The organism is Pseudomonas marvdashtae, from assembly GCF_014268655.2.
Lineage (GTDB): Bacteria > Pseudomonadota > Gammaproteobacteria > Pseudomonadales > Pseudomonadaceae > Aquipseudomonas > Aquipseudomonas marvdashtae.
The window spans coordinates 2268685-2295103 of the sequence record NZ_JABWQX020000001.1 but is presented as its reverse complement, the minus strand read 5'-3'; the positions used below and the strand labels follow the sequence as shown (position 1 = coordinate 2295103).

General features: G+C 60.8%; 24 protein-coding genes. 12 read left to right on the top strand and 12 right to left on the bottom strand.

From position 1 onward, the window contains the following. The first annotated feature begins 14 nt into the window (after window positions 1–14). From HU742_RS10470 to HU742_RS10435, 8 genes are all read left to right on the top strand, one after another. Window positions 15–2420 carry a phospholipid carrier-dependent glycosyltransferase gene (locus tag HU742_RS10470; protein WP_189664229.1) on the top strand — a complete coding sequence of 802 codons (2406 nt, stop codon included), beginning with the start codon at window positions 15–17 and terminating at the stop codon, window positions 2418–2420. Window positions 2421–2435: 15 nt separating this feature from the next. After that, on the top strand, window positions 2436–3458 hold the full coding sequence (locus HU742_RS10465) for a glycosyltransferase family 2 protein (protein WP_186642438.1): 1023 nt from the start codon (window positions 2436–2438) through the stop codon (window positions 3456–3458). 92 nt (window positions 3459–3550) lie between these two features. Next, window positions 3551–4237 carry a class I SAM-dependent methyltransferase gene (locus HU742_RS10460; RefSeq protein ID WP_186642437.1) on the top strand — a complete coding sequence of 229 codons (687 nt, stop codon included), beginning with the start codon at window positions 3551–3553 and terminating at the stop codon, window positions 4235–4237. Continuing rightward, on the top strand, window positions 4234–4641 hold the full coding sequence (locus tag HU742_RS10455; RefSeq protein ID WP_186631424.1) for a GtrA family protein: 408 nt from the start codon (window positions 4234–4236) through the stop codon (window positions 4639–4641). The genes HU742_RS10460 and HU742_RS10455 overlap by 4 nt, the downstream gene beginning before the upstream one ends. A 2-nt stretch (window positions 4642–4643) precedes the next feature. Then, window positions 4644–5924, top strand: coding sequence for an NAD-dependent epimerase/dehydratase family protein (locus HU742_RS10450; RefSeq protein WP_186642436.1), 1281 nt, complete (start codon window positions 4644–4646; stop codon window positions 5922–5924). Further along, the gene (locus HU742_RS10445; protein ID WP_186642435.1) at window positions 5914–7500 is read left to right on the top strand and encodes an FAD-dependent oxidoreductase; all 1587 of its coding nucleotides are present in this window, start codon (window positions 5914–5916) and stop codon (window positions 7498–7500) included. Before HU742_RS10450 ends, HU742_RS10445 begins: the two co-directional genes overlap by 11 nt. Further along, entirely contained in the window at window positions 7497–8606 is a 1110-nt protein-coding gene (gene wecB / locus HU742_RS10440) for a non-hydrolyzing UDP-N-acetylglucosamine 2-epimerase (protein WP_186642434.1), read from the top strand. The genes HU742_RS10445 and wecB overlap by 4 nt, the downstream gene beginning before the upstream one ends. After that, window positions 8603–9703 carry a glycosyltransferase family protein gene (locus tag HU742_RS10435; protein WP_225923558.1) on the top strand — a complete coding sequence of 367 codons (1101 nt, stop codon included), beginning with the start codon at window positions 8603–8605 and terminating at the stop codon, window positions 9701–9703. Before wecB ends, HU742_RS10435 begins: the two co-directional genes overlap by 4 nt. 130 nt (window positions 9704–9833) lie before the next feature. On the opposite strand, the gene HU742_RS10430 is transcribed toward HU742_RS10435, so the two are convergent. Beyond that, window positions 9834–11210 carry an aminotransferase-like domain-containing protein gene (locus HU742_RS10430; RefSeq protein WP_186632902.1) on the bottom strand — a complete coding sequence of 459 codons (1377 nt, stop codon included), beginning with the start codon at window positions 11208–11210 and terminating at the stop codon, window positions 9834–9836. 137 nt (window positions 11211–11347) lie between these two features. Between HU742_RS10430 and HU742_RS10425 the strand changes: the two genes are divergently transcribed. The 3 genes from HU742_RS10425 (at window position 11348) to HU742_RS10415 (ending at window position 14581) form a co-directional block, all read left to right on the top strand. After that, window positions 11348–12637 (top strand): hydroxymethylglutaryl-CoA reductase, degradative, encoded by a 1290-nt coding sequence (locus HU742_RS10425; protein ID WP_186642432.1) that lies wholly within the window; start codon window positions 11348–11350, stop codon window positions 12635–12637. An 88-nt stretch (window positions 12638–12725) separates the two neighbouring features. Beyond that, window positions 12726–13196 (top strand): hypothetical protein, encoded by a 471-nt coding sequence (locus HU742_RS10420; protein WP_186642431.1) that lies wholly within the window; start codon window positions 12726–12728, stop codon window positions 13194–13196. Then, window positions 13193–14581: a tripartite tricarboxylate transporter permease gene (locus HU742_RS10415; RefSeq protein WP_186642430.1), complete on the top strand. Its 1389-nt coding sequence runs from the start codon at window positions 13193–13195 to the stop codon at window positions 14579–14581. Before HU742_RS10420 ends, HU742_RS10415 begins: the two co-directional genes overlap by 4 nt. Window positions 14582–14598: 17 nt before the next feature. On the opposite strand, the gene HU742_RS10410 is transcribed toward HU742_RS10415, so the two are convergent. After that, window positions 14599–15609 carry a chemotaxis protein CheB gene (locus HU742_RS10410; RefSeq protein ID WP_186642429.1) on the bottom strand — a complete coding sequence of 337 codons (1011 nt, stop codon included), beginning with the start codon at window positions 15607–15609 and terminating at the stop codon, window positions 14599–14601. Between the two features lie 357 nt (window positions 15610–15966). Here HU742_RS10410 and HU742_RS10405 point away from each other — a divergent pair, with 357 nt between their 5' ends. Next, on the top strand, window positions 15967–18738 hold the full coding sequence (locus HU742_RS10405; RefSeq protein ID WP_186642428.1) for an ATP-binding protein: 2772 nt from the start codon (window positions 15967–15969) through the stop codon (window positions 18736–18738). Window positions 18739–18742: 4 nt separating this feature from the next. Here HU742_RS10405 and HU742_RS10400 read toward each other — a convergent pair whose 3' ends face one another. Genes HU742_RS10400 through sctJ form a run of 10 tightly spaced genes read right to left on the bottom strand, consistent with a single transcriptional unit; the run spans window position 18743 to window position 26419 of the window. Further along, window positions 18743–19789, bottom strand: a complete 1047-nt coding sequence (locus tag HU742_RS10400; RefSeq protein ID WP_186642941.1) for an EscU/YscU/HrcU family type III secretion system export apparatus switch protein — start codon at window positions 19787–19789, stop codon at window positions 18743–18745. A gap of 24 nt (window positions 19790–19813) precedes the next feature. After that, window positions 19814–20626, bottom strand: a complete 813-nt coding sequence (gene sctT, locus HU742_RS10395) for a type III secretion system export apparatus subunit SctT (protein ID WP_186631391.1) — start codon at window positions 20624–20626, stop codon at window positions 19814–19816. 6 nt (window positions 20627–20632) lie between these two features. Beyond that, window positions 20633–20902 carry an EscS/YscS/HrcS family type III secretion system export apparatus protein gene (locus HU742_RS10390; RefSeq protein ID WP_048726514.1) on the bottom strand — a complete coding sequence of 90 codons (270 nt, stop codon included), beginning with the start codon at window positions 20900–20902 and terminating at the stop codon, window positions 20633–20635. Window positions 20903–20906: 4 nt separating this feature from the next. Further along, window positions 20907–21560 carry a type III secretion system export apparatus subunit SctR gene (sctR, locus tag HU742_RS10385; protein ID WP_186642427.1) on the bottom strand — a complete coding sequence of 218 codons (654 nt, stop codon included), beginning with the start codon at window positions 21558–21560 and terminating at the stop codon, window positions 20907–20909. Further along, window positions 21557–22609 carry a type III secretion system cytoplasmic ring protein SctQ gene (sctQ, locus tag HU742_RS10380; RefSeq protein WP_186642426.1) on the bottom strand — a complete coding sequence of 351 codons (1053 nt, stop codon included), beginning with the start codon at window positions 22607–22609 and terminating at the stop codon, window positions 21557–21559. Before sctQ ends, sctR begins: the two co-directional genes overlap by 4 nt. Next, window positions 22606–23076 carry a hypothetical protein gene (locus HU742_RS10375; RefSeq protein WP_186631382.1) on the bottom strand — a complete coding sequence of 157 codons (471 nt, stop codon included), beginning with the start codon at window positions 23074–23076 and terminating at the stop codon, window positions 22606–22608. Before HU742_RS10375 ends, sctQ begins: the two co-directional genes overlap by 4 nt. Window positions 23077–23089: 13 nt before the next feature. After that, the gene (locus HU742_RS10370; RefSeq protein WP_186642425.1) at window positions 23090–24418 is read right to left on the bottom strand and encodes a FliI/YscN family ATPase; all 1329 of its coding nucleotides are present in this window, start codon (window positions 24416–24418) and stop codon (window positions 23090–23092) included. After that, on the bottom strand, window positions 24415–25008 hold the full coding sequence (gene sctL, locus HU742_RS10365) for a type III secretion system stator protein SctL (RefSeq protein WP_186642424.1): 594 nt from the start codon (window positions 25006–25008) through the stop codon (window positions 24415–24417). Before sctL ends, HU742_RS10370 begins: the two co-directional genes overlap by 4 nt. Further along, a complete protein-coding gene (locus HU742_RS10360) occupies window positions 25005–25640 on the bottom strand; it encodes a type III secretion protein (RefSeq protein WP_186642423.1) in 636 nt (211 codons plus the stop codon). Before HU742_RS10360 ends, sctL begins: the two co-directional genes overlap by 4 nt. Beyond that, on the bottom strand, window positions 25637–26419 hold the full coding sequence (sctJ, locus tag HU742_RS10355; RefSeq protein WP_186642422.1) for a type III secretion system inner membrane ring lipoprotein SctJ: 783 nt from the start codon (window positions 26417–26419) through the stop codon (window positions 25637–25639). The genes HU742_RS10360 and sctJ overlap by 4 nt, the downstream gene beginning before the upstream one ends.

Here is a 26419-nt window from a genome sequence, read left to right as displayed (position 1 = left end):
ACCGAGATGATATTTTGCCCAGATTCGGCCTGAAATACGCAGTGGTGTTGTTGGTGTTACTGGCGAGTGCCGTGGTCGGCGCGTACGGTTTTTCGACGCTTGAACTGGCGCCCATGAACAGCAGCACCCGGACGATATTGCTGTCATTGGCGGGCCTGGCCGCCCTCACCGTTCTCACGCGCAAGCCACCGGTCATTCTTTGCCTGGGGTTGCTGGCGTGCATGTCCATCGCCTGCGGGCAAACATGGCCTGTGATTGTCGTCGCCGTGTTCGCACTGTCTGCCACCGTACTCGGCCGGTGGATGCTCAGGCAACAAGCCTCGGCCGACTGGAGCGTCCATCTACTGGTGGGCGCCGGTACGTTCGGTACGCTGACAGGCCTGGCTGCGTACCTGCCGATCAACTACCCCTGGCTGTATGGCACGCTGCTGTCCTTGCCGCTTTTGTTGGGGCACACACACGTCAGCGCGATAGGTCGTGAGCTGCTGAGGCACATCCAGGCCACCCGCTCAGCGCAAACACCCTTGCAGACCGGGCTCGACGTCATGGTCTGCGGCTTCGCCTGCCTTTACGTGCTGGTAGCCTTCATGCCGGAGGTTGGGCATGACGCGCTGGCCATGCATCTCTTCGTCCCCTCACACCTGGCCCAGCGGCACCAGTGGTCGTTCGATGCAAGCACCTATGTGTGGGCGGTCATGCCCATGCTGGCCGACTGGATCTACAGCATCGTCTATATGCTGGCCGGCGAAACGGCAGCGCGCCTGGGCAATAGCGCCTTCACCTTGCTGCTGGCGTGGCAGATCCGCAACGTGACCCTTTGGGCCGGGGGCTCTGCGACAAGTGCCCGCTGGGCAAGCCTGATTTTCCTATCGACCCCCCTCGCCTTCGCCGAAAGCAGCAGCCTGCACGTAGAGTCGGCGTGGACCGCCTTCATGCTGGCCGGGACCCTGGCGATCCTCAAGGTTTCAAGCTTCACGCCGGATCCCAGTGAGCGCCTGTCGCAACTGCTCCTGGCCGGCGTCCTGCTCGGCTTCGCCATGGCGACCAAAGCCGTGACCCTGAGCGTCCTGCCGGTCCTGCTGGCGATTCTCCTGTTGCAGTACAGAGCCTGGGCGATCCAGGGGCTCGGCAAGACGCTTCTGCTCGGCAGCGCCGGCCTGCTATTGGCCGGTGCCACCCCGTACGTTTCTGCCGGGTACTTGACCGGAAACCCGGTGTTCCCGTTTTTCAATGCCATTTTCCACTCGCCGCTCTGGCCGAACATCAATTTCGAACCGCCGGCCGCGTTCGGTACAGGGATGACCTGGGACACCCTTTATCGAATGGTCTTCAAGTCGTCCCAGTTCATTGAGGGGCGAGTCGGCGCGGCCGGCTTTCAGTGGCTGTTGCTGCCCACGGCTGCCGTCGCCGTGCTGTTGAGCGGCAATAAAAAAGCCTTGGGCATTCTCCTGGTCGGCGTCGGCGCGATGTTCGTGACGTTTCACTCAACGGCGTATCTGCGTTATGTCTTTCCCTCCTTCGCGCTCTTTTCAGTGATCCTGGCCCTGCCCTTTTCCGATGCCAGGATCTTCCCGCGCAACCTCGCCATCGTCGCCGGGACCTTGTTGATCCTGACCAATACCCGTTTCATTCAGGCCGCGACTTACTATGGCGACATCAACCCTTCGGCACTGTTGAGCCAGGCAGGCCGGGAGGCCTATCTGCTGGAACGCCTGCCCATCCGAAAAATGGTCGACACGGTCAACACCTTGAACAGTGGCTATCAGCCCGTGGCGGTCTTTGCACCGCCGTTGATGGCGGGTTTGCGCGGCGATGCCCTTTACGCATCGTGGTACAACCTGAAATGGAAAAACGAGTTCGATGGCGCGCGCACACCCGCGGCGCTGACCCAGCGCCTGCGCCAGCACCAGGTGAACTGGCTGCTGATCGACCTCAAATCCCTTCCCCAGGCGCCACTCGAGCGGCTGCTCGCTGTGTCCACGTCGTATGCCAGATTGGACGACCTGGACCTGCGCAAACTCGATGTCACACGTTACGAGCTCCTGCTCAACCCGGAATTATCCAGCCTCGAGGGCTGGAGCCTGACGTCCTCCTCATCCTATGACGCGTCGCGCAAGATTCTCACCGTCAACGTCAAGACACCGGCCACACAACGGGTCGAAGTCACACCGGGGCTTAGCTATATCAACAGCGTTTCCGCTCGCTGCGCAGCGACACCTACTGCCGGCAGAGTCCAAGCCAACTGGATGGACGACCAAGGCGATTTCATTACTGCCAGCATCGAAACGTTTGACTGCACCAGGCAATGGGAGACCCATGAGATGAACGTCGTTGCCCCTGCCAATGCCACGTCCGTGATCATTTATGCGTCCGGTCATACCGACACTCCGGTGGCGTTCAGGTCACTTTCATTCCGGTAATAACGGGCGATATCGATGAACTCAAACACAGCGCTTTTCACGGACGAACAACGCGTCGCCGTCGTCATCCCCAGCTACCGGGTCACCGCACACATCGCGGGCGTCATAGCCGCCATCGGGCCGGAAGTGTGGCGAATCTACGTCATCGACGATGCCTGCCCGGACGGTTCGGGCGGGCACGTCCAGGCCTGCTGTAACGATCACCGGGTCAAGGTGCTGCCCCACGACGTCAACAAAGGCGTGGGCGGTGCGGTCATGACCGGCTATCGCGCGGCCCTCGCCGACGGTGCGAGCATCATCGTCAAAATCGATGGGGACGGTCAGATGGATCCGACCCTGATCCCGCTGTTCATCGAGCCGATCCTGGCGGGAGAAGCCGACTACACCAAGGGCAATCGGTTTTTCAACTTGGAAGAAGTCCAATCGATGCCACGGCTGCGCCTGTTCGGCAACGCCGTGTTGTCGCTGATGGCCAAGCTTTCGACGGGTTATTGGGATCTGTTCGACCCCACCAACGGCTACACGGCGATTCACCGTGACGTCGCCAGGCTGCTGCCCCTGGACAAGGTCAGCCAGCGCTATTTTTTCGAGACCGACATCCTGTTCCGCCTGAACACCGTGCGCGCCGTGGTGGTGGATATTCCGATGGAAGCCCGCTACGGCGACGAAGTCAGTCATCTCAAGATCTCGAAAATCGTCGGTGAATTCCTGTTCAAGCACCTGCGCAATTTCACCAAGCGCGTGCTGTACAACTACTACTTGCGCGATATGTCCCTGGCGTCGATCGAATTACCGATCGGGATCCTCATGTTGTTGTTCGGCATCATCTTCGGCAGCTATCACTGGTATGAGTCGGCGCAGCAGGGCATCGCCACGCCAGCCGGAACCGTGATGCTCAGCGCGCTGCCCATGCTCATGGGGCTGCAACTGATCATGGCGTTCCTCGGTTACGACATCGCCTCGGTACCCAGCAGGCCACGACAATCCAGGCGTGGTAAGGCAACGTCATTGCGGGAAGAAAACTCATTAAAACGCTGAGAGATTTTTTATCGGACCCGTCGCTCAAGGCATTCGATGTCGACGGCAGCGAACGCTTCGAACTTCACGGCAAAGTGCTTGAACGCAAGCGCATGCTCCAGGAAGTCTTCGTAGAGTTCCACCACGCGTTTCGTCGCCTGGCAGACCGCTACTTCGAGGTCGAGGGCCTTGAGGTGGAACTGGGGGCGGGCATTGCGCCCATGCGTAATTCGTTCCCTGAGGTATTGGCCACCGACATTGTCGCCACCGAACAACTGGACATGGCGCTCAATGCCGAGGCGATGAGCCTGGACGATCATTCGGTCAGGGCCTTTTATGGCCAGAACTGCTTCCACCACTTTCCTCATCCCGAGCGGTTTTTCACGGAGTTGGAAAGAACGCTCAAGATCGGCGGCGGCGCCATTTTGATCGAGCCTTATCACGGCCCCTTTGCCGCTTTTCTCTATAAACGCCTGTTCAAGTCCGAAGGCTTCGACATGCACTTCCCCTCTTGGGAAACACCGTCGAGCGGCCCCATGAACGGCGCCAACCAGGCCCTTAGCTACATCGTCTTCGTGCGCGACAGGCAAGCATTCGAGCGCAAGTACCCAAGCCTGGAAATCGTCCACCAAGAAGTGTGCGGCAGTTATCCGCGCTACCTGGTTTCCGGCGGCCTGAACTTTCGCCAGCTGTTGCCTGACGCGCTGATCCCCGTGCTCAAAATCGCCGAAAAAATGCTGTATCCGTTGAGACGGGTGTTGGCGCTGCATCACATCGTGGTCATCAGGAGGACCTCTTGACCTTTATCCGATACGGCGTCGTCCAGCTCATAGCCTATGCGCTGGACATGGGGGCCTTTTTGCTGTTGATCGCCTTGTTCGAGGACCAACCCGTCCTGGCCAACATCGCCGCCAAAAGCGTCGCCGGGGTGTTTGCGTTCTTCCTGCATCGGCACTTCACCTTCCAGTCGACCCACGGCAGCAGCAAGGCGCAAGCGGTGCGCTATTTCTCGTTACTCGCCATCAATATCCCGATCGCTTCGGCGCTGTTCAGCCTTGGACTGTATTTCGTCGATAACCCTGTCCCGATTAAATTTTTCTGCGATGTGGTCTGCGTGGCCCTGACCTACTGGATCAGCAAATTGTTCGTGTTTCATTCCGATACGCAGCCGCCGGTTCCCGCCGACCGCGTCGAAGGCGCATGACGATGAAACTACTGATTACCGGCGCGACAGGCTACATCGGACAGCGCTTGTCAGCCCTCGCGGTGGCAAGCGGTCACGAGGCCATTTGCGCCACGCGCCAGCCGTGCCCCGCGCCCTGTGCCTGGCTTGCCTATGATTTGCGGGGTCCGGCTCCGAAATGCCCGGCGGGCGTTCAGGCATTGATCCATCTGGCGGCTGATACATCGACAAGTACTGACATTGGCGAAGACGAAGAAGTCGAGGCAGCCCAGGCATTGATCCGTTGCGCCCAACAAGGCTCGGCCAGGTTCATTTTCATTTCCAGTCAAACCGCCGAAGCCACCGCATCGAGCGTTTATGGCCGGACAAAATGGCGCATCGAACAACACGTGCTGGCCGCCGGAGGCACTGTGATCCGTCCCGGCCAGGTGTATGGCGGCCCCGAACGTGGGCTCTTTGGCCTGCTGTCAGGGCTGGTTCGCCGAAGCCCGTTCATTCCGATTCTGTTGCCGGCGCCTCGCGTGCAACCTATCCACGTCGACGACCTCGCGGCTTCGATACTGGCCGTCGTCGAGCGAGACGACGTGCCTGCCGAGATCCTCCATCTCGGCGCCGTGCAGCCGGTTGCCTTCGGCCACTTCCTGAGGTTGATTGCAGTGCACCGGGTCCGAGCCCCGCGCCTGCCCATCCCCGTGCCGGTGGCCTTGCTCAGGCTGTTGCGCCGATTACTCGGGGAGGCCTTGAGCACGAAACTGGGCCTGGAGCGGATTTTGTCCCTCATCCGCTTGCCGCCCATGGACAGCGAGCGCTCGCTGCACACACTCGAGATCCAACTGCGCCCCCTTGCCCACGGCATGCATCGCTCTGGCCACGGACAACGACGAGGACTGCTCCAGGAAGCCACGGTTCTTTTGCACTACCTGCTCAAACACCCGCCGCAAAAAAGCCTGGTCAGGCGCTATGCCAGGGCGTTGGAACGTGCGGCTAAAACCCGCCACATCATCCACTCTCGCGTGCTGATGGGCTGGCCGATACTCCTCGCGCTCCTGGACAACCCCGGCGTCCTGCAAAAGCCCGACGGCCAGGAGCTGGCCTGGCGCCTGCAGGTTGCACTCGCAATCGCCGAAGCCAGCCCCCAGGGCGCCCAAGTGTTTCTAGGCTCCCTGCAACGGCGCAGCCTGATCGCCACGCTGGTTGCGTTGGGACTTACCTCGGTCAAGGCGTTGGCGTGGGAGCTTGCGGCGCTGGCGTGCCGTCCCTTTGCCCGCCGGCTGTTGCTTGGACGTGAAGCCCGTGAAGCCTGAATTCGATGTGATCATTGTCGGCAGCGGCCCGGCCGGGACGTCAGCCGCCTATCCGCTGGTCAAGGCTGGCCTGCGAGTGCTCATGGTCGATGCCCAGGCCGATGCCGGTTCGTCGATGCTGCCAACCCGCTCTTTTCTCGATGCCAGGGCCAACGACGAGCATCAATGGAAATGGATGATCGGCGAAAACTTCCACGCGTTGAACCGACTGGACGCGGTATCGCCCAAGTTGAAGACGCCGACCCACGCCCACGTCTTCGAGGGGTTCAGCGCCGGCAATCGCATCGCGACCGACAACTTTATCGGCATCGGCTCATTGGCAACCGGAGGCCTGTCCAATGCCTGGGGCTGCGGCGTGGCAGCGCTCGGCGCCAGCGATTTTGCCGGGCTGCCCATTGATTATTCCGAGATGCAGGCCTCCTACGAAACGGTGGCTCGCCGGATCGGGATCAGTGGCCGGATCGACGACGACCTCTCAGGCTACTTCGGCCTCGATCAGTGGTCGCAACCGCCCCTGCCGCTGGACACCCTGCACCAACGCCTGCTCGATGACTACTCCCGGCGCCGACCTTGGTTTCCCGAGCGGGGATTTCGCCTTGGCCGCTCCCGGGTCGCCGTCTTGAGCCAGCCTCTGGAGGAGCGCAAGGCCTGTGACCTGTCCGGGACCTGCTTGTGGGGCTGCCACAACCAGGCCCTGTACAGTGCGTCGCAAGAGTTGCAAAGACTCAAGCAATACCCCGGCTTCCAGCACGTGCAGGATTTTCTGGTGGACGACCTGCTAAACCAGGACGGTGCATGGACAATCACCGACCAGCGCTCCGCCCGGCGCTTCGGCGGTACGCGATTGTTGCTGGCGGCGGGCACCCTGGCCTCGACCCGGATCGCCCTCAAGCGCCTGAACCATTTGGCCCCGATACCGCTGCTGTCATCGCCCACGGCGGCCTTCCTGCTGTGGTTGCCGAAAATGCTCGGAACCCCTCGGGTTTCAGCATTTGGCCTGGGCCAGCTGTCGTTCGCTCTTGCGCTGACGTCCAGTGCCACGGCGTTCGGTTCGACGTTCAGTACCACCGGATTGCCAATGAGCGAGTTTGTCAGCCGGATTCCCCTGGGCAAACGCTACAGCATCGAATTGCTGAAAAACCTGCTCAGCGCCTGTGTGGTCGGGAATATCTTCCTTCCCGGCCAGCTGTCGAACAACACCGCGATCTTGCGCCCGGACGGCTGGTTGAGCATCAACGGCGATGTGCATCCCGAGCTCCCCGCGCTCATGAAGATGGCCGAGGCAAAGCTGCGCCGGATCTATCGGAAAATGGGCGCGCTGTTGATGCCCATGAGCTTTACCGTCGGCAGGCCAGGGGCGGATATCCATTACGCAGGCACCCTGCCCATGCACTCGGCGCCCAGGATCGGGCAAACCGATTGCCTTGGCGAAGTGGCGGGTCTTCGTGGTGTGCATATCGTCGACGGAGCCTGCCTGCCCAGCCTTACCGAGAAATCCCACACGCTGACCCTCATGGCCAACGCGGACCGAATAGCGCGCTCACTCGCATTAACGATAGGGAATCGAAAAGCATGACTCCAAAGGTACTCTGCATCGTCGGTACGCGCCCGGAGGCCATCAAGATGGCCCCGGTGATCAAGGCGCTCCAGGCTGAAAAGAATATCGATTGCCGGGTGCTCGCCACCGCTCAACACCGAGGCCTGCTGGACCAGATACTGCAGGGATTCGCCATCACCGCTGACCTGGACCTGGACACCATGCGCCCGAACCAGTCATTGGCGGCACTGACCTCACGCCTGCTGCTCGGACTTGACGGTGTGCTCCAATCGGAACAACCGGATGTCGTACTGGCTCAAGGCGACACGACCACGGTCATGAGTGCCGCATTGGCGTGTTTTTACCTGCAAATTCCCTTTGGCCATGTCGAAGCAGGCCTGCGTACCGGGGACCTGCGCAATCCATTCCCCGAAGAAGCCAACCGGGTGATAGCCGGCAAGCTGACCCGCTGGCATTTCGCGCCCACCCAGCGCGCCGTCGACAACCTGCTGCGCGAAGGTGTCGCCGCCAGCGATATCGCCCTGACCGGCAATACCGTGATCGATGCCTTGCTGATGACTGCGGCCCAGGACTCAGCGTTGGCTATCCCACTGGACCCCGGCAAACGCCTGGTGCTGGTGACCTCCCATCGCCGGGAAAACTTCGGTGAACCGTTGCAGAATATCTGCCAGGCTCTCAAGCGCCTGGCCGAGCGGAACCCGGGCATCCAGATTCTCTATCCGGTCCATCCCAATCCGAACGTCAAGGATATCGCCCACCGATTGCTCGGCCGGACCCGGAACATCATCCTCTGCGCACCACTGGACTACGCACCTTTTATCGCCGCAATGAAGCGTTCGTACCTGATCATCAGCGACTCGGGGGGCGTGCAGGAAGAGGCCCCGGCCTTGGGCAAACCCGTGCTGGTACTGCGCGAAGCGACCGAACGTCCGGAGGCGGTCGACCTCGGCGTGGTCAAGCTGGTCGGCGCCAACCGGGACAACATCGTCGAACAGGCGCAGCGCCTGCTCGATGACCCACAGGCTTATCAGGCCATGGCACGCGGGGTCTCCCCCTATGGCGACGGCAAGGCCGCAGCGCGCATCGTCGATGTTCTCAGGCAGTACTTCCAGGCATGCCCATGATCTATCTGTCCCCGGTGCCATGGGCGAGCTTCAGCCAGCGTCCCCACCATTTCGTCGACTGGTATCACCACCAGACCGGGGCCTCGGTACTGTGGATCGATCCGTACCCGACGCGCTTACCCACATTGAACGACTTCAGGCTCAAGCCGCCTGTGGCCGACCCGCCAAACGCCAGCATTCCCCCCTGGTTGCAGGTCTGCAAACCTCCAAGCTTACCCATCGAGCCCATCCCTGGCTCGGCGATGATGCTCAAGTGGCTGTGGCGCAACGTGTTCAAAACGGTCGCGGCATTTTCTGCGCCAGGGCCCAGCATGATCTGCGTGGGAAAACCTTCCGAACTGGCCTTGCAACTGCTGGCGCGGTTTCCGCAAAGCCATGCCCTCTACGATGCCATGGATGATTTCCCGGCCTTTTATCAGGGCCTGTCACGCCGGTCCATGGAACGTCGCCAGGCTCAGCTCATGCGTCGGGCATCCCAAGTACTGGCATCCTCAACGCCCCTTCGCGACAAACTGATGGGGATGACCGAACACGTGAAACTGGCCCTCAATGCGTGTGACATTGACCAACTGGCGCCGGTCGAAAGCCTGGACCTGGGTGCCAAACACCAGGTACTCGGTTACGTCGGCACGCTGGGTCGCTGGTTCGACTGGGACCTGGTCATCGCCCTGGCGCAGGCCAATCCGGGAAACCGCATCCAACTGATCGGCCCCCTCGCCACGCCGGCGCCTTGCGTACTGCCTGCCAACATCGAGCTGCTCCCGGAGTGCTCCTACGCTGATGCAATTACAGCCATGGCAACCTTTTCGGTGGGATTGATCCCGTTCAAGCTCAACCGCCTGACCGCCTCGGTCGATCCGATCAAATACTACGAGTACCGCGCCCTCGGCCTGCCCGTCATCTCCACCCGCTTCGGTGAAATGGCCCTGCGAGACCGGGAACCGGGCGTCTGGATCGTGGACAACGTTACCGCTTTGGGGGAAGCCGCCGTTGCAGCGCTCGCCAGTCAAAGCGACTATTCGACTGTTCGTCAATTTCGTGAAAGGCATCTTTGGGCTCGGCGTTTTTCCGCGATAAATCTCCAAAATGGACAATGACGGCCGATAGAACTAGCCCATCGCCGCCCACCGCTAGCGTCGTGCCGGTGATGAAAAATCGAATGATTGCTCGCAGTTCTTGCGCACGGTCTCAGATCTGGATCTGACGAGGTGAAAGACCTGGGACTGCCTATGGCCGAAAGCCCAGGACAGCTTTGAACAACGGATCATTCAGATACGCAACATTCAATCTCGTCCATGGATTGATACGCGATTGCTCCGGTGAAAAAATGTGTCCAGGGGCGATCATGAAACCCTTTGGAAGCAGTTGTCGCGTCAGCTCCCTGGCATCGTCAATGTGAGGAAACCTGACCCACAGATAAAGACTTTGCTCAGGACGAACAAATACCTCGGCGCCTATTTCGTCCAGAATCTGCAACCCTTGCGTGGTAGCAGTCTTCAGCCGTTCTTGAAGACGGATCAGATGCCGCAGGAAATGCCCCTCCATCAGAATCGCATCCACGGTTCGCTCACAAAGCTCGGATGTGCTGGTATGCAGCAGCATTTTCAGGTCACCCAATTCATCGATGACATCTTTACTGCCAGCGATAAACCCAACCCTTAATGCCGCAGAGACCGATTTGGAAAAGCTGCCTACGTACAGCGAGCGGCTCAACTGGTCCAGCGCGGACACCTTGATGGCCGAGGCCGGTTTGAAATCCGCCAACGCGTCGTCGTCCACCAGGATAAAGTTGTGCGCTTGCGCCAACTGAACCAACCGATGGGCTTTGCCGGGTGAAATATCGGAGCCCGTCGGGTTGTGCCCGACCGACTGCATGAAGAACAACTTTGGCTTATGCACAAGCAGATGCTGTTCCAGCACCTCCATGTCCGGTCCATCCGCCAATCTCGGCACAGACAGCATCAGCGCTCCTTGCAATTGCAACTTGCCGAACAGCGGGTAATAGCCGGGATCCTCGACCAACACGTGATCCCCCGGGGCAATAAAACGGCGGATGATCAGATCCAATGCGTGGTTCGCCCCATGGGTGGTAACGATCTGGCGAGGGCTGGCAGCAATTGAATAGGTCGCGAGTTTTTGCACCAGGTGTTGGCGAAGAGCGGCGTTCCCTAGCCGATTTCCGTAGCGAAAAAGTGTCGTGACCCCAATGCGCATGATTTGCCGGGTGAACTTGTCCAGCCGCAAATCCATCAGCCACTCGACGGGCGGAAAACCCTCACCGAGTGGCGATTGGCTGGGCTCACGGACAAATTGCTGGCGCATGAGCCAGATGGTGTCCATCGCCCGGGTGAACGGCAGCGGCTCTTCCGGTTCGTTGTTGCTCGGTGCGCCCTGTTTGACGAAGAAGCCCTGCCCATGGCGCGCTTCGACAAGCCCTTGCGAGGCCAGCGATTCATAAGCGTTGATCACGGTATTTTTCGAATGGCCAAACAAGCGCATGCACTCGCGCAGCGATGGCAAGCGGTCACCGACTCGATAGGTGCCATTGCCGATTTGCTCGACCAATGACGCCGCCAGTTGCTGGGCAAGTGTCAGCCGTGACATCGAAAGGAATCCTGAGTGAATGAATCGCAGAGGGTACAGCTTAGGTACTGTCTGTCCAAACTGTACCTTTTTCGCCAAGACACATGCGCATAGGGTGACAGCCACTCGACAACAATAACTGCATCAGGACTCGTCAAATGAGTATCGACTCCCGCCTCCCCATGTTCCGCAGCATGTCGCCCGCCGAACGCCTGGGTCACTTGCAAGAGCTGCTCGAGCTGCCAGAAGCCGATATTGCCCTGCTACGCGATGCCGGCTCCCTGCCCCTGGAAATAGCCGATGGCATGATCGAAAACGTCATCGGTAAATTCGAACTACCCTACGCCGTCGCGAGCAACTTCCAGATCAATGGCCGCGACGTCATCGTGCCGCTGGTGGTTGAGGAACCTTCGGTCGTCGCGGCAGCCTCGTTCATGGCCAAGCTGGCGCGCGAGGCCGGTGGTTTCCAGACGTCCAGCTCCCTGCCGCTGATGCGCGCCCAGGTGCAGATTGTCGACATCGAAGATCCGTTCAATGCACGCCTGAGTCTCTTGCGCCATAAAGACCAAATCATCGAACTGGCGAACCGCAAGGATCAACTGCTGAACAAGCTGGGCGGCGGTTGCCGCGACATCGAAGTGCACACCTTCGCCCAGAGCCCTCGTGGGCCAATGCTGGTTGCCCACCTTATCGTCGACGTGCGCGACGCCATGGGCGCCAATACCGTGAACACAATGGCTGAAGCGGTGGCGCCACTGATGGAAGAAATTACCGGCGGTAAGGTACGACTGCGGATTCTGTCCAACCTGGCCGACCTGCGCCTTGCCCGAGCCCAAATCCGCATTGCCCCTGAGCTGCTTGCGACTGCAGCCTTCAAAGGCGAGGACGTTATCGAAGGGATTCTCGATGCCTACAACTTCGCCGTCATCGATCCTTATCGTGCAGCCACCCACAACAAAGGGATCATGAACGGCATTGACCCTCTGATCGTCGCCACGGGCAATGACTGGCGCGCGGTCGAAGCGGGTGCACACGCCTATGCCTGCCGCAACGGCCATTACGGTTCGCTGACCACGTGGGAAAAAGATGCCAAAGGGCATCTCGTCGGCACCCTGGAAATGCCCATGCCTGTCGGCCTGGTCGGCGGTGCCACCAAGACTCACCCACTGGCACAATTGTCGCTGCGCATCCTCGGTGTGAAGACCGCCCAGGAACTCGCCGAAATCGCTGTGGCCGTCGGCCTGGCACAAAACCTGGGCGCGCTGCGCGCACTGTCGACTGAGGGAATCCAACGCGGTCACATGGCGTTGCACGCGCGCAACATCGCCCTTTCCGCTGGCGCCAGAGGTGAAGAGGTCAACTGGCTGGCCAAGCAAATGGTCGAGTCTGGCGACGTGCGCTCAGACAAAGCGGCTGAACTGCTCAAGCAAAAGCGTGCACAGTCATGATCAGGACCGTCTCGTAGAAACGAACCAAGTCACATCTCTCTTCACGTTCATAACAATAAAAGCCCGCAGGGGCGATGGGAGAACCTTTATGAAAGCCGAACTGTTTGAAGTATGGGGCGACACGGTAGACGGTCGCCACCTGCTGTACTCCATTGGCATCGGCGCAGTCGTCAGCCTGGGTGCTTTCTTCGTGGCGCAGCACCTGCTTGTCGGCTGGGTCGAGTCTGCGCAGATGGCCCGCGCGTACGCGATGCTGGTGGGTATTGTCGGTTGCCTGGCAGGCGGAGCCATCAGTGCCGCGCTGTTCAAACCCAAGCGTCATGTCGTAGAACTTGTGGCAGATCCGGCATGGCGTTCAAAGATCCTGATCGAGTTGCAGAATGAATACGGTCCCCTTGGCCGTCTGAGCGACCTGCCACCCGCCACGCTCGCGGAGCTGCGTGAGTTGGACCTTCATGATCTGTTCGCTGACTACGAGAAAGGTCTTCAGACCTCCGCGGAAGGCTTCGATGCTCCCGCCGCGGTCAGCCCGGCGAGCATCAATGGGGGTCGGTCATGATCGAACCGTTGCTGGATCAGATCCTGATAGCGTTGGGCATGGGTATCCTGGGAGCCATTGTGTTCGCCGGGATCGGACTCATTTCAGGTAGCGACGAAACCACCACGCTCGCGCCGCTGACTTTACTGGTCGTTCTGCTGGGCGTGCCTGCCGCAGGGGTGCTGACATTCTTCCTGGCGGGCGCCGTGGCCAAACACATGACCCACGCCGTACCGACGGCCCTGTTGGGTATTCCGGGCGACACCATGGCAACGCCACTGATGCGCGAAGCCAACTTCCTGCGCAACCTGGGCGTCCCCCACATTGCGCTGCGCAAGATGATCTCCGGTGCGGTCATTGCCGCGTTGATCGCTGTGCCGATGGCCGTGCTGTTCGCCGTGATGCTCGCGCCGTTCGGTGACATGATCAAGCGCGCGGCACCTTGGGTTTTCCTGGCGGCGGCGATCGCCATTGCATGGTTCTCCAAAGGCCGTCTGGCGGCTGTGTTGACGCTGATCCCCTTCGTCATGGTGATCGTCGGCCTGCAAAGCATTACCGGGCAATATGGGGTCAAGCTCAGTGTCAGCTACTTCCTCGGCATTGCCATCGGTCCGCTGATCGCCGCGCTGTTCTGCATGCTCGCACCTGCCGAGCGAGCAACCATGCGACGCCAAGAGGTGCGCACTTTTTCCTTATCGCCCGACGTAAAAAGCTGGGGCGGATTTTTTCCAAATCCGCTCAGGGTGTTGGACAGCAAACAAAGCATGTGGACCGCCATCACCGCCGTAGTCTCCAGCGCCACCTTCGTGTTCAGCCCGGTTGCCATGACCGTCATCATGGGCGAAGTCGTCGGTTCCAGGGTCAAGCACGTCTACCATCGCATGACCACCGTCATAACCGCGCGAAACGGAGTCACCGAATCAACCTACATCGCGGAAGCATTGATCCCGCTGATCGCTTTTGGTCTGCCTCTGAGCCCTGTTGCGGCGGGCCCGGCAGCGCCACTCTTCAATGCGCCCCCGCGCTTTAGCGTCGACACAGCGACCGGTCAGGTGCACAACTTGCACTCACTTCTGAGCACTTGGGAGTTCTTGGGGTATGGCATGTTGGCAGTGGTCATTGCCATCCTGATTGCCTACCCCTTCACCATGAATTACGCGCACAGAGCGGCCTCCTACGTGTCGCGCAAAATCAGCCACGAAGCTGTGATCTCGACGTTCGTTGGCCTGATCCTGGTGATTGGTATCTGGGAAGGTGGCCTCTTGGGTTTGCTGGTCATCATCACCATCGGGCTGCTGGGCGGATTTCTTTCACGCTTCCTGGGGTTCAACATTGGGGTGCAGTTCATGGGCTATTACACCGCCGTACTCACTGTCCCTGCACTCGTTGCCCTGATGCGCGCCTGACTCCCGGCAGACATGGCTCAAACGGGGCGTAGCTTCGCCAGCAATGCTCGAAGCGTCGCCTTATGGCTCTCGAGCCCTTCGCTGGTCAGTTCATACTCCTGGACGGCGGCGTTTCGTCCGGAGTCCTTACTGTTTTGGATCAGTCGGCCCAACAGCAACTGCTTTTCATGCAGCGCTCGAATCGCGACCCAGAGCGCTTCTTCCACTGTTTCATTCTGGGCTTTAGACAAAACGGTATAGGTATAGCTATGGCCGGTGTGGCAACGGAAACGCAGCGGTGTGGACCCCAGCTCCCACAGCGCGCCTCCGCATTCAGGGCACGACATCCCAGCCTTCTCACCTACCGCCTCCAAGGCATGGGCGCCGCCAGAACTCAGATCCTCAGTGAGGTCGTTTTCCGTGGCAAAAGGCTCGATACGTCTCGGCTGCCAAGGCGAGTCAGCTTCGGTTCCCCACTGCTGGATGGTCTGCCCCAAGGTCTTTCCCAGTTCATCGAGCGGCAAGCATCCGTCCACCTCAACATGCCGAAGCGTATTCATCGGCATGGAGGGGGCTTCGGCCGTCTGCGGATCTTGAACGAATGCCATGCCACCGTATGCCTTGATCGCCTGAAGGCCGACGACACCGTCATCGAGCTCACCGGTCAGCACGACACCGATTGTCCTATTCCCGTAGCTGATGGCAGCGGATCGAAACATCGGATCAATCGCCGGGCGGGAATGGTTTTCCTTGGCGCTGCGGGCCAACTGCAACGTTCCCCGTTTGATCAGCAGATGCCTGTCCGGTGGCGCGACGTAAATACGACCGCTCTTTATTTCTTCCTCGGACATCGCAAAATCAATGTCCATGGCACTTACCTGCGCCAGAAGGCGTGGCAACAGACTTTGTCGATCGCCTATGTGCATCGTAATGAAGATCGCAGCGCGCAAGTCGCTCGGAAGATGGGCGAGCAGTTCGCGTAACGCCGCGAGTCCACCGCTGGAAGCGCCAATTACGATGATTTTGTCAGTACGGCTTTGTTGCGCCATAAATACTTCCTGACTAGCGACCCGGTCGCATGTTCACGGTTTCAAACCGCGGCTTATTCTGGAATTTTCCTGGGGAGATCTTCCTGGGGAGTGCTTCCTGCGACTCACGTGTCCCTGGGATTACATTCAGCGCCTGTCCTGTCTCTTCTGATACGTTTGAGCACCCGAAGGTTCGGAAAATCTCACCGTCAATTTCCAAGGTGTTGAGATCCGGGATTTCGGGAACGCCCACAACGGCCAATGTTTCAGCCGATACTAAAACAGTAATGATTCTCTCGGATGCTGCCAGTTACCTACTGAACATGGAAAAGGCGCATTCACGATGTGCTGGTAAGACGTCAGTCTGATAGGTATACGATGAATCTCGACAGCCCCAGCCCGGAAAGAACTCTTTGCGATAGCAGGCCGAACATCCCTGTACCGGACAACGCGATCTGTTTCGGCGCGTACGTTCTGATCCCACAGCATCATTTGCTCTTGAGAAACGGCGAACCCGTCCCTCTTGGCAGCCGCGCAATGCTCCTGTTGATCGCCATGGCCACGCGTGCCGGTGAGCTGATGGAGAAAGCCCAATTGCTCACTCTCGTCTGGCCCAGGGTGGTGGTCGAGGAATGTAATCTGCGGGCGCAGATCCTGACGTTACGTCGCACCTTCGGCGCCAATGGCGACCTCGGCTACATCGCCACCGTCCCGGGTCGCGGCTATCGTTTCGCCGCGCCGATAACCGCGCCATCGAACTCCACCAGGCCGCCCGACGAGGCTGAAAACGCTGAACTTCAAGGCACAATAAAGCGGATATTCGGCAGGGAAGAACTGCTGGACACGCTGGAAAAACAGCTTGAGCAGCGTCGCTTCGTGACCGTCACCGGCCCTGCAGGCATTGGCAAAACCACGGTTGCGCTGGCCTTGGCGAACCGGATGCGGCACCGATATCCGCAAGGCGTCAGTTTTATCGATCTCGCCCCAGTCAGTCGCGGTCAGTCGGTGCACCTCGTCATCGCCGCAGCCTTGGGAATCGACTGCACGGCCGACGACCCATCAATGGTCATCGCCAGTAGCCTCGCCACCAGCAAGGCATTGCTCATTCTGGACAACTGCGAGCACGTCCTCGAAGAAATCGCCAAGTCCATCGAAACGATCCTGCGCAGTGCCCGGCAATGCTCGGTGCTGGTCACGAGCCGCGAGCCGCTGCACGCCGAAGGCGAGTTCGTGCATGACCTGGCCCCCCTGCCGTTTCCAACGCCGGAGGCCCGCCTGGACACGGTGCAAGCGCTGGCCTACCCCGCCATCGCGTTGCTGGTGGAACGCATCGCAGCGCACGATCTGGGTTACGTTTTCACGCATCAGGATGTCCCTGCCGTTGCCGCCATCTGCCGCAAACTCGACGGCAATGCACTGGCTATCGAGATCGCCGCCGCACGAGTACGAGCGTTCGGCATCGAGCCGCTGGTGAAGATGCTCGACGGCAGCTTTCGCTTGCAAATGACCGGTCAGCGTACCGCGCTCCCGAGGCATCGCACCCTGGGGGCCGCCCTGGACTGGACCCACGCGATGCTCTGCGCCGCTGAACAAGCCATGCTTCGTCAACTATCGGTGTTCACCGGCGTGTTCACCTTGCGCGCGGTGGAGGCCGTGATTGCCGTCGACAACCAGGACCCGGCGCAACTGATGGAAAACTTGGTGGACAAGTCGCTGGTGACCTCCTGCGGGCAAGGCTCGGCCAGACGCTACCGGCTGCTGGAAACCACCCGCCTCTATGCCGCAGAGAAACTCGCGGCGCAGGGCGCAACCGACACCACTGCGCGGCGTCACGCAAACTGGACGCTGGATGAGTTGAAAGCGTCCGTACAAGGCCTCGTCACAACCCCCCCGCAAGCCTGGCTCGCTCGGTATGGGACACAAGTCGACAGCGTTCGCGCTGCGCTCGACTGGGCGTATTCATCGCGAGGCGACTACGGATTGGCGGTGGAGCTGACGCTGGCCAGCCTGCCGCTCTGGTTGCGCCTTTCACTCAGCGCTGAATACTACGACTGGGTCAACCGAGGCCTGCAGCCCATCTACGACAGTGCGCCCATCCAGCAACGCCAACGCATGCTGTTACTGACCGCCTCGGCCAGCGTCATGATGCTTACCTTTGGTGGCGGTGCAAAGATCCGCAACGCATGGCAGCAAGTCAGCGAAGACGCGCTGATGCTCAATGACACCGAGCATCAACTGCGTGCGCTGTGGGGCCTGTGGCACGATAGAAGCTGCGCGAATCAGTACATTGCCGCACTTGAGCTGGCCGATCAGTATGTGGCGTCAAGTCAAGGCGCGGCCCACAGCGACCGCCAGTTGCTCGGCCTGCGCATGCGTGCCAATGCGCAGTTCCACATGGGTCGGTTGGAAGATGCACGACGCTCGGTGGTCGAAGCCCTGAGCGCCCCGCTTTCGGCGAACACCCACTTGATCGACCTGCATTTCGACCAACGTATCGCCGCGCGGTCGCTGAAGGCGAAGATCCATTTGTTGCAAGGGGATGTCGCGGCGGCGCTCTCGACACTGGAAAAAAGCGTGAGCCAGGCCATCAGCCTCAATCATCCAGCCACGCTGTGGTACACGTTGTGCATTGGCGCGATTCCGACTGCTTTATTGGTGGGGAATGAGCGAAAGGCGCGTTACTACCTGTCGGTGCTGCAAGACAGCTTGGAAGCTCATGATCTTTATTTGTGGCGCCAGTTCAGCCGGTGTTTCGAGCACATACTGCTCATCCGCCAGGGCGCTGCGGAAGACGGCGTACCGGGCCTGGGCGAAGTCCTTGAGCAGTTGCAGGACCAGGGTGGCAGCCCCCTGTATAGCCTGTTTCGCAGCGAATACGCCTTGGGGTTGGCCATGCTCGGGCTGGAGCACCGCAGCCTGGAGATTGTCGATGAAACCCTGCAAACCGTTCGAAGCCGCGAGGAGCGCTGGTTTGTTCCGGAACTGTTGCGCATCAAGGCGCAGCTTCTGCTCAAGCAAGGCAACCCGCTGTCACATCGCGTGCTTCAGGATGCGTGGAACGAGGCTGACAACCAGGGTGCGCATTTCTGGTCGACGCGTATTGCGGCTGACCTTGACCGTTTGAAGACGCGCGTCTGCAACGCCAGTTGAACCTTCAAATCAACCGAGCCGCTACCAGCAGGTCAGCCACGGCCTGAAAGGTAGAGTCAGGCACCGGTTCACCGGGCACCGCACGCTTGGCAATTTCAGCGGCCAGCTTGGCGCTCAAGCCGTGGGCGATACCCAAGGTCGCCGCTTCCGCCAGCATGGCCGACGAGTCCTGCGGCTCGGCGCGGCACACCACAACGGGAACGGGCGTCTCGCCACGGACATAACGCACACCGACAACCCAGCCGCCGCCGGTGCCGATCATCAACGAGGCACGCCCCAACCCGAGCTTGGTCGCCAGCGCCTGCATTTCCCGACGCTGGCGCTGACGTTCGCTCTTGATCAGCGGGTCACCGTCGACATCCTTGCGCTCGCGTTTCTGCTCGCTGCGGGTCATTTTCATGTCGCGGCCGAACAACCAGCGCTGCATCAGCACGTCGACGCAACCGACCAGCAGAAAGGCAGCCAGCACAGTCAGCATCAGGGGCTTGAGCACCAGATAAAACGTCGATTCGATGCATCCGGCTCCGCAGCGCGATGATTCCATCAGCGCCTGCAAGGCATGCCGGCCGACCACATAAAATGCCAAAGCGAGCATGACCAGCTTCACCAAGCCCTTGAGAAATTCCACGAAACTGCGCATCGAAAAAATACGCTTGAACCCTTCAGCCGGGTTGATGCGTTTGAAATCCGGCTTGATCGGCTCCACCGAAAATACAACGCCGCGCATTGAAACGATGTTGGTGACGATGACCACGCCTACCGTTACCGAAACCACCGGCAAGGTGATCGTCAGCACCAGCTGTTCAGCTGTATCCAGCACCCGAGGCCAGACGGAGTGAAACGGCTCGATGTACAGCAGCGCAACCATGTCCAGCAACGCCGCCACTTGAGCCTGCGCCCGCGGCAACAGGATCGATATGCAGAGTGTGCAGAACAGGATGACCATCCCGGACACCAGGTCCTGGCTTTTGGCGACCTGGCCCTTCTGCCGTGCATCACGCAGTTTCTTGTCCGTGGCCGGCTGGGATTTTTCTTCGCTGCTATCGCCCACGCAAGGCCTGCGGTGCACAAGGGCTCATAACGAACCTGCCAGGGTTTTGAGGAACTCCACCGTACCGCGAAATTCGCCCAACTGATCGAGCATCACCGGAATCAGGAAGCCGATATAGATCACCATCAACACCGTGAAGAACAGGTTCTTGACCGGCAGTGACATGTCAAAAATATGCAGACTTGGCGCCATCCGCGACAGGTACGCAAGCATCAGGTCGGTCACCAGCAAGCAAATGATCAGCGGCGAAACCATCAGCACACCGACGCGCATCACCTGGTCGAGGATCGACAGCACGGCTATCAGCGCCGAGCTGGCGAATAACGGGGTGAACGCCGTTACCGGCCACAACTGGTAGCTGTGGTAATAGCCGTCGACCAACATGATGAAGCCGCCGGACATGAAGAACAGCGTAATCAGCATCACCGTCAACAGCGTCGCCATGACGCTGGATTCGCCGGACGACAACGGGTCGACCAGTTGCGCCATGGTCGAGCCGCGCTGCAGGTCGACCAGCTCCCCCGCCACCTCGGCCGCCCAGAACGGAATGCCGAACAACAGCCCGATGAGCACGCCGATCAGCATCTCCTTGACCATCAAGCCCGCAAGGAAAAAGCTGCCGTGCTCGGGTAGTGCCGTGAAAGCCCCGAATACCGGTACGAACATCGGAATGGCGATCGCCACCGCGACACAGCCGCGGATCATCCCGGTCAGGCCGAGGCGATTGAACGCCGGGGTAATGAGCACCACGCCCATGGCACGGCTGGCCGCCAGTGCCGCCGAGCTGATGACCGGGTACGCAACCTCGAGGAAGGCGTTGGCGACGTTGGCATCCATGTAGGCTCAGCGCGTCCACAACGGGAAGTTATCCAACACTTCGCTGCCAAGCTCGGCGACCTGGCTGGCCAACAGCGGCCCGACAAACACGATCACCAGCAGCACGGCAACCAGCTTCACCACTTGCGGCAAGGTCTGGTCCTGGATCTGCGTCAGCGCCTGCAGCAAACCAACGCCCAGGCCAACAACGATGGCGATACCAAGCGCGGGTGCTGACAGCAACAGCACGGTCATCAACGCCTTGTTCATCAACGAAAGAAAAACATCCTGCCCCATGATTTCACCCGTAACTTAGAATCAGGCCATGCATCAAGCGCGACCAGCCGCTCAAGGCAACAAAGAGAAAAATCTTCAGCGGTATCGATATGAGCGTCGGTGAAACCATCGACATGCCCATCGCCATCAAGACATTGGCGACCAGCAGGTCCACCACCAGGAACGGGATGTACAGCAGGAAGCCGATCTCGAACGCGCGTGTCAGCTCAGAGCTGACAAAGGCCGGCACCAATACCACCAGATCATCGTCGCGCAGGTCTGCACGAGCTTCGGGCGACCAGATCGTTTCGGTGGCCTGCACGAAAAAACCGCGCTCGCTTTCGTTGGCGAACCGCGACAAATGCGCCTGCAACGGCGGCCTGAGCGCATCACCGAGCTCCCGGAGTTGCTCGACGTTTTCCATATTCAAGTTGCGCCCTTCGACTTGGCGATACATGTCACCAATCAACGGCGTGGTCACATACACCGAAAGAATCAGGGCGATGCCATACAGCACCAGGTTCGGCGGCGTCTGCTGCACGCCCAAGGCGTTGCGAATCAGAAACAGCACCACGGATATCTTCATGAAACCCGTCAGGGTCACCACGGCCAGCGGAATAAGGCCGATGGTGGCAACGACCAGAATGATTTCGATCAGGTTGGGCTGGTAGCCATTCATGGCGTGCAGAAGCTCAGAAGACGTACGCCCAGACCGTCGCCAATCTTCACGAGTTGGCCCTGGCCGACGCGTCGACCGTTGACCATAAGGTCGACGCCGGCGTGCAACTGCGGCGCCAGCTGCACCAGGCTTCCCGCTCCCAACTCACGCAATTGCGCCAGCGACAGGTCCACGCTGCCGACCTGACACACCAGTTTGAGCGGCAAGTCGTCCAGGGTGGTGTCGAGCGCAGTGTCCAAATCGGACCCGACGGTTGTTACAGACATGGGATGTTCCTTCAAAGAGTTAACGGCAGTCGGTTGTTCAAGCAACTTCAAGGTGTCGCCATCGCGTTCAGCGCGGGCTTGCAGATGAGCGCCCAGCGCCAGCCGAACCTGCGCCTCGGGCCAGTCCTCCAGCATCAGCACATCACCCGGCCGCAGGCTGCGCAGCTCGGCCACGCTCAGCCAGGTCTCGCCCCCCTCCACCGCCAGCGGCAAACACAGCGCAGCCAATGATTGGGTGGCGGGGGCGGCGTACTGATCCAATAGCTTGGCGATCAGCCGGGCGGCATCAGCGCTCATATGCAGCGGCACCGCCCACAGTGAATGCTGGGCAACCTGCACCTGCAGCATCAGGCTCAGCACAGGCGGCGAGTCAGCCATGTCCCCCGGTTCTACAACCCGCAACGACTGGCCGGTCAGTTGCTCCAGCGGTTCGATCAGGCTGAGCAAAGCCAATTCCAGCAGCAGCACGCCGGGTAACCGCTGCAAATGCTCCAGCGGGTAATTCGCCAACCCGAGCACCTCGAGCGCCGGAGTCGGCAGTTGCAACACAAGCGGGTGATTACCCAGCGATAAATGGATGTCGAGCAATGGCTCGAGCGGCGCGGTGACACCGGCCAACAGCACGCTGACCGGCTGGTCGGCGCAGTGCCCCTGCCAGGGTGCGCGGTGGCGATGCAGTCGATTGTGCAACGTCAGCCATTGCGGATCGTAGATGGGCAACCCGCTCAGTGCTGTATCGGTGCCTGGCTCCGGCGCCAAGCATTCGCGCTCGCGGCAGGTCATGCCGCGCCCCTCGGCGCAGCAGGAACATCGTCGGCATCGTCCCGAGATTCCCCAGCGCGACGCTCGCTTCGCAGGCGCCCCTCGAGCAGCGAGTCGCACGCATCGGCCTGACGCTGCCGCGCCATGCGGGCCGCGCGAAACACTTCGCGCTCCTGCTCCTGTACTTCGAACAACTGCGCAGCCTGCTCGACTGATTCTTCCAACTGACGCCGACTACCCGCCAGCTCGTTCAAATGTTCCTGGGCGGCGTGCCAGGCATTGATCGACAGCCCATCACTGAAAGATCCGTAGATGCGCTCGGCCTCGCGAGCAAGCGATTCCCGATGCAAGTGCAATTTGTCCCTGGCGTCATTGAGGGCATGATGCGTGTCGCTGCACCGTTGCTGCTGAGCGGCCAACTGGCTGGCGGCACGCTGCTCGCGCAGCTGACGCAAGGCCTGCAAGGTGCGTAAATCATTGGTCTTCATAAAGCCTCCGGATTCATGCCAAGACCTTGCGCATGTGGCTGAGCGTCTGTTCGGCACCGCTCGGTTCAGCCGCGCCCTGGCGCATGAACGCTTCGATGGCGGCATGCCGTGCGATGGCCTCGTCGGCCAGCGGATCACTGCCGGCGGCGTATTCGCCGACGCGGATAAGCATTTCGATTTCATTGCGCCGCGCCATCAGCTCGCGGATGCGCATGGCCAGGTGACGCTGCTCATCGCTGCAAACCTGATCCATCAAGCGGCTGCGGCTGCGCAACACGTCCACCGCGGGGAAGTAATTGCGCTGGGCCAGTTCAGCGCTAAGCACAATATGTCCGTCGAGAATCGAGCGCGCCTCTTCCGCCACGGGGTCCGTCGATACGTCGCCCTCCGTCAGCACGGTGTACAGCGCGGTGATGCTGCCGACCGGGCCAGGCCCTGCGCGCTCCAGCAGGCGCGGCAACGCGGAAAAGAATGACGGCGGATACCCGCGCCGGGTCGGTGGTTCGCCCACAGCCAAGCCGATTTCCCGCTGCGCACGGGCGAACCGGGTCAGGCTGTCCATCAGCAGCAACACATTGCGGCCCTGATCGCGGTGATATTCCGCCAGCGCCGTGGCGACGTATGCCGCGCGCACCCGCTCAGCGGCGGGTCGATCAGAGGTCGCGACCACCGCCACGGTGCGTGCGCGTGCCTGGGCATCCAGTTGCACATCCAACAGCTCGCGCACCTCCCGCCCCCGCTCGCCGATCAGGCCGATGACGATCACGTCCGCGTCGGTGTGGCGCACAATGCTCGCCAGGAGCGAAGACTTGCCCACCCCCGGCTCGCCGAAGATGCCCATGCGCTGCCCTTGGGCGAGGGTCAGCAAGCCATCGATTGAGCGCACGCCGAGGGACATGGGTTTGACGATCAGTTGTCGGGAAAACGGTGGCGGCGGTTCGGCATGCAGCGGGTAATGCCGCATGATTCCCAGGGGCAGGACACCGTCGCCGTCCAGATAATCCCCCATCGGGCTGATCACCCGGCCCAATTGCGCGTCGCCGACGCTGACCCCCAGCGTCTCGCCGGTGGCAATGATTTCGGTGCGGGTCGACAGGCCTTCCATCGAACCGATGGGCGACAGAATGGCTTCGTCCTGCTCAAACCCGATGACTTCCGCCGCCAGGCTGCGACCGCTGCTCGGATCGCGCAGTTGGCATTGCTCGCCGATGCGCACGCCGGCGACACTGGCCCGCAAGAGCACGCCGCGAATGCTGCGCACTGTGCCTTTCATGGGCCGCGGCCGCGCTTCGCCGAGGCGCTCGGCCAGGCGTGGAATAATCGCCGTCACTTCAACGCTCACGACTGCTGACCTTCTGCAAACGGCAGCAGGTAGCGGCGCAGATTATTCAGTTGCGCCTCCAGACCCAGTTCCACAGACCCGACAGGGCAGCTCAGCCGCGCCTGGCCAGGCGCCAGTTGATCGTCAGCTTCGACCGTGATCAGTGGCGGGCTGTCCAGCTCTGAGTTCAGGCGATGACGTACCGCCTCGACGTCCTGTCGGGGTACGAACAGGCACAGGGATTGATCCTGGCGAAACGCGTTCAGTGCCTTGCGGGTGCAACGCACGATTCGCTCAGCGTCGTCCATGTCGTCGAGCACTTCACGCACGATGCCCAGGGCCAGATCGGCCATGGACGCTTCCAGGCCGGACAACCAGGTATCGACCTTCAACGACGTCTCGACCAGCAACGCGCCAACTTCTTCGGCGCCCTGTTGGCGAGCGCTTTCGAAGCCCGCCTCGCGAGCCTGCTCCAGCCAACGCGCGCTGTCGTTGCGCAGGTTCTGCGCCTCCTCCTTCGCGGCCTGGACAAAGGCATAGCCATCGATCCACAGGTCGGCCTGTTCGGCACGAAGGATGCGCGCTGCGGGACGGGTGGGTAGTCCGCTCATCCGGCCACCTCCCCGTCTGGCGGGCCAAATGCCGCGGCGGCGCGGCGCACGATGTTCGGGTCCGCCGTGCTGGGCGAGTCGTCGACCTGCGTCAACTCCAGACGCAACCGGAGCCAGTCACGCAACCCGGCCGGCTGGCGCTGCAGCCAGGCCGTCACACAACGGGCGCCATCATGGTCAATGGCTTCGAGCAACTCGGCAGGTTCGCGCAACAGGTCCGCAGCGCCCGCCAGCATGCGATGCGCGAGGGCCAGCGCGAACACCTCGCTGCCCAGCGCATCGCGCAATAAGTTGACCCGGTCGCTGCGAATTTCGCGGCTCAACGTCTGCGCGTGCCAGATCGCGCCGCACAGACGCGGCAAGCGCTTGAACGCTTCGGGAGAGAGCAACAGCACCGCAAGATCCTGTTCGTCCGGCGGCGGCACAAGCGCGAGCGCCGGCAGGCGGAAATGGCCCATCAACTGCTGAAGCAGCCGCTCCTGGAAACGCGGCATGGTGTACAGCGCCGCATGCTGTTGAGCGGTTAGCGGCTGCGACCAGCACTCATGCAGATGGCGCGTATTGACGAAGGCCAGCGGTTGGTCCAGCAAGGTTTGCCAGGCTTGCCGCAGAGGGCTTGGAACCGCTGTCATTGCGCGTCTTCCAGCACGTACACCGACTGGGCACCGCGCCGCTGCCAATGCTGCCAACCGATAACGCCGGCAAGCCCCAGAGTGCAGAGCAGCAGGAAACCGAAGATCAGCCGCGCCCGGGGCAGATTGTCTTCCAGCATCCACATGCCCAGAAAGCTCGCCAGGCGCGGCTGGGCACCGCTGCGTTGGCCTGCGACAGCAGCCTTGATGGCCGTCACCGAAACGCCTTCGTAGCTCAGGCCGGAAATCCCGTTGGCGACCAGCGTCTTGATCTGCGGGATCAATTGATTGATATCGGTGGCCGGGTCGTAGCGCACCAGCACAGATGCCGAGGAAGGCGATATCACGCGCTTGAGCAAGTCGTTGTCCGGCAGCACGACGTGCACCCGAGAAGAGATGATGCCGTCGATTTCCGACACGCTGTGGGACAGTTCTTCGCTCAAGGCGTAGACCATTTGCGCCCGCTCCTGGACCGGCGATGACACCAGGCCGTTACTCTTGAAGACCTGGCCCAGGTTGGAAAACGACTGGCCCGGTAAACCTGCTTCATCGAGCAACGCCATGGCTTGGGCGAAACGTTTTTCGTCCACCACCACCGTCAGTTGGCCGTTGTCCTGTACTTTGCGCGAGGCCGGAACGCCGTCGCGCAGCAGGACGGCGACCATGGCATTGGCCTCGCGCTCGTCCAGGTTGGTGTACAGGTCGATATCGCAGGCCTGCAACAATCCAGCAAAGGCAACGACGATCGTCAAACGCAAGGCACGACAGCGGTTGGACAT

What these genes read in the sequence shown, in the direction of transcription:
- HU742_RS10405 (WP_186642428.1), top strand. Translation starts at nt 15,967, where the DNA reads ATGAATCTCGACAGCCCCAGCCCGGAAAGAACTCTTTGCGATAGCAGG.
- HU742_RS10360 (WP_186642423.1), bottom strand. Translation starts at nt 25,640, where the DNA reads ATGACAGCGGTTCCAAGCCCTCTGCGGCAAGCCTGGCAAACCTTGCTG.
- HU742_RS10420 (WP_186642431.1), top strand. Translation starts at nt 12,726, where the DNA reads ATGAAAGCCGAACTGTTTGAAGTATGGGGCGACACGGTAGACGGTCGC.
- HU742_RS10465 (WP_186642438.1), top strand. Translation starts at nt 2,436, where the DNA reads ATGAACTCAAACACAGCGCTTTTCACGGACGAACAACGCGTCGCCGTC.
- HU742_RS10375 (WP_186631382.1), bottom strand. Translation starts at nt 23,076, where the DNA reads ATGAAGACCAATGATTTACGCACCTTGCAGGCCTTGCGTCAGCTGCGC.
- HU742_RS10390 (WP_048726514.1), bottom strand. Translation starts at nt 20,902, where the DNA reads ATGGGGCAGGATGTTTTTCTTTCGTTGATGAACAAGGCGTTGATGACC.
- HU742_RS10435 (WP_225923558.1), top strand. Translation starts at nt 8,603, where the DNA reads ATGATCTATCTGTCCCCGGTGCCATGGGCGAGCTTCAGCCAGCGTCCC.
- HU742_RS10430 (WP_186632902.1), bottom strand. Translation starts at nt 11,210, where the DNA reads ATGTCACGGCTGACACTTGCCCAGCAACTGGCGGCGTCATTGGTCGAG.
- HU742_RS10425 (WP_186642432.1), top strand. Translation starts at nt 11,348, where the DNA reads ATGAGTATCGACTCCCGCCTCCCCATGTTCCGCAGCATGTCGCCCGCC.
- HU742_RS10410 (WP_186642429.1), bottom strand. Translation starts at nt 15,609, where the DNA reads ATGGCGCAACAAAGCCGTACTGACAAAATCATCGTAATTGGCGCTTCC.
- HU742_RS10415 (WP_186642430.1), top strand. Translation starts at nt 13,193, where the DNA reads ATGATCGAACCGTTGCTGGATCAGATCCTGATAGCGTTGGGCATGGGT.
- sctL (WP_186642424.1), bottom strand. Translation starts at nt 25,008, where the DNA reads ATGAGCGGACTACCCACCCGTCCCGCAGCGCGCATCCTTCGTGCCGAA.
- HU742_RS10450 (WP_186642436.1), top strand. Translation starts at nt 4,644, where the DNA reads ATGAAACTACTGATTACCGGCGCGACAGGCTACATCGGACAGCGCTTG.
- sctR (WP_186642427.1), bottom strand. Translation starts at nt 21,560, where the DNA reads ATGAATGGCTACCAGCCCAACCTGATCGAAATCATTCTGGTCGTTGCC.
- HU742_RS10460 (WP_186642437.1), top strand. Translation starts at nt 3,551, where the DNA reads ATGCTCCAGGAAGTCTTCGTAGAGTTCCACCACGCGTTTCGTCGCCTG.
- sctT (WP_186631391.1), bottom strand. Translation starts at nt 20,626, where the DNA reads ATGGATGCCAACGTCGCCAACGCCTTCCTCGAGGTTGCGTACCCGGTC.
- wecB (WP_186642434.1), top strand. Translation starts at nt 7,497, where the DNA reads ATGACTCCAAAGGTACTCTGCATCGTCGGTACGCGCCCGGAGGCCATC.
- sctJ (WP_186642422.1), bottom strand. Translation starts at nt 26,419, where the DNA reads ATGTCCAACCGCTGTCGTGCCTTGCGTTTGACGATCGTCGTTGCCTTT.
- sctQ (WP_186642426.1), bottom strand. Translation starts at nt 22,609, where the DNA reads ATGACCTGCCGCGAGCGCGAATGCTTGGCGCCGGAGCCAGGCACCGAT.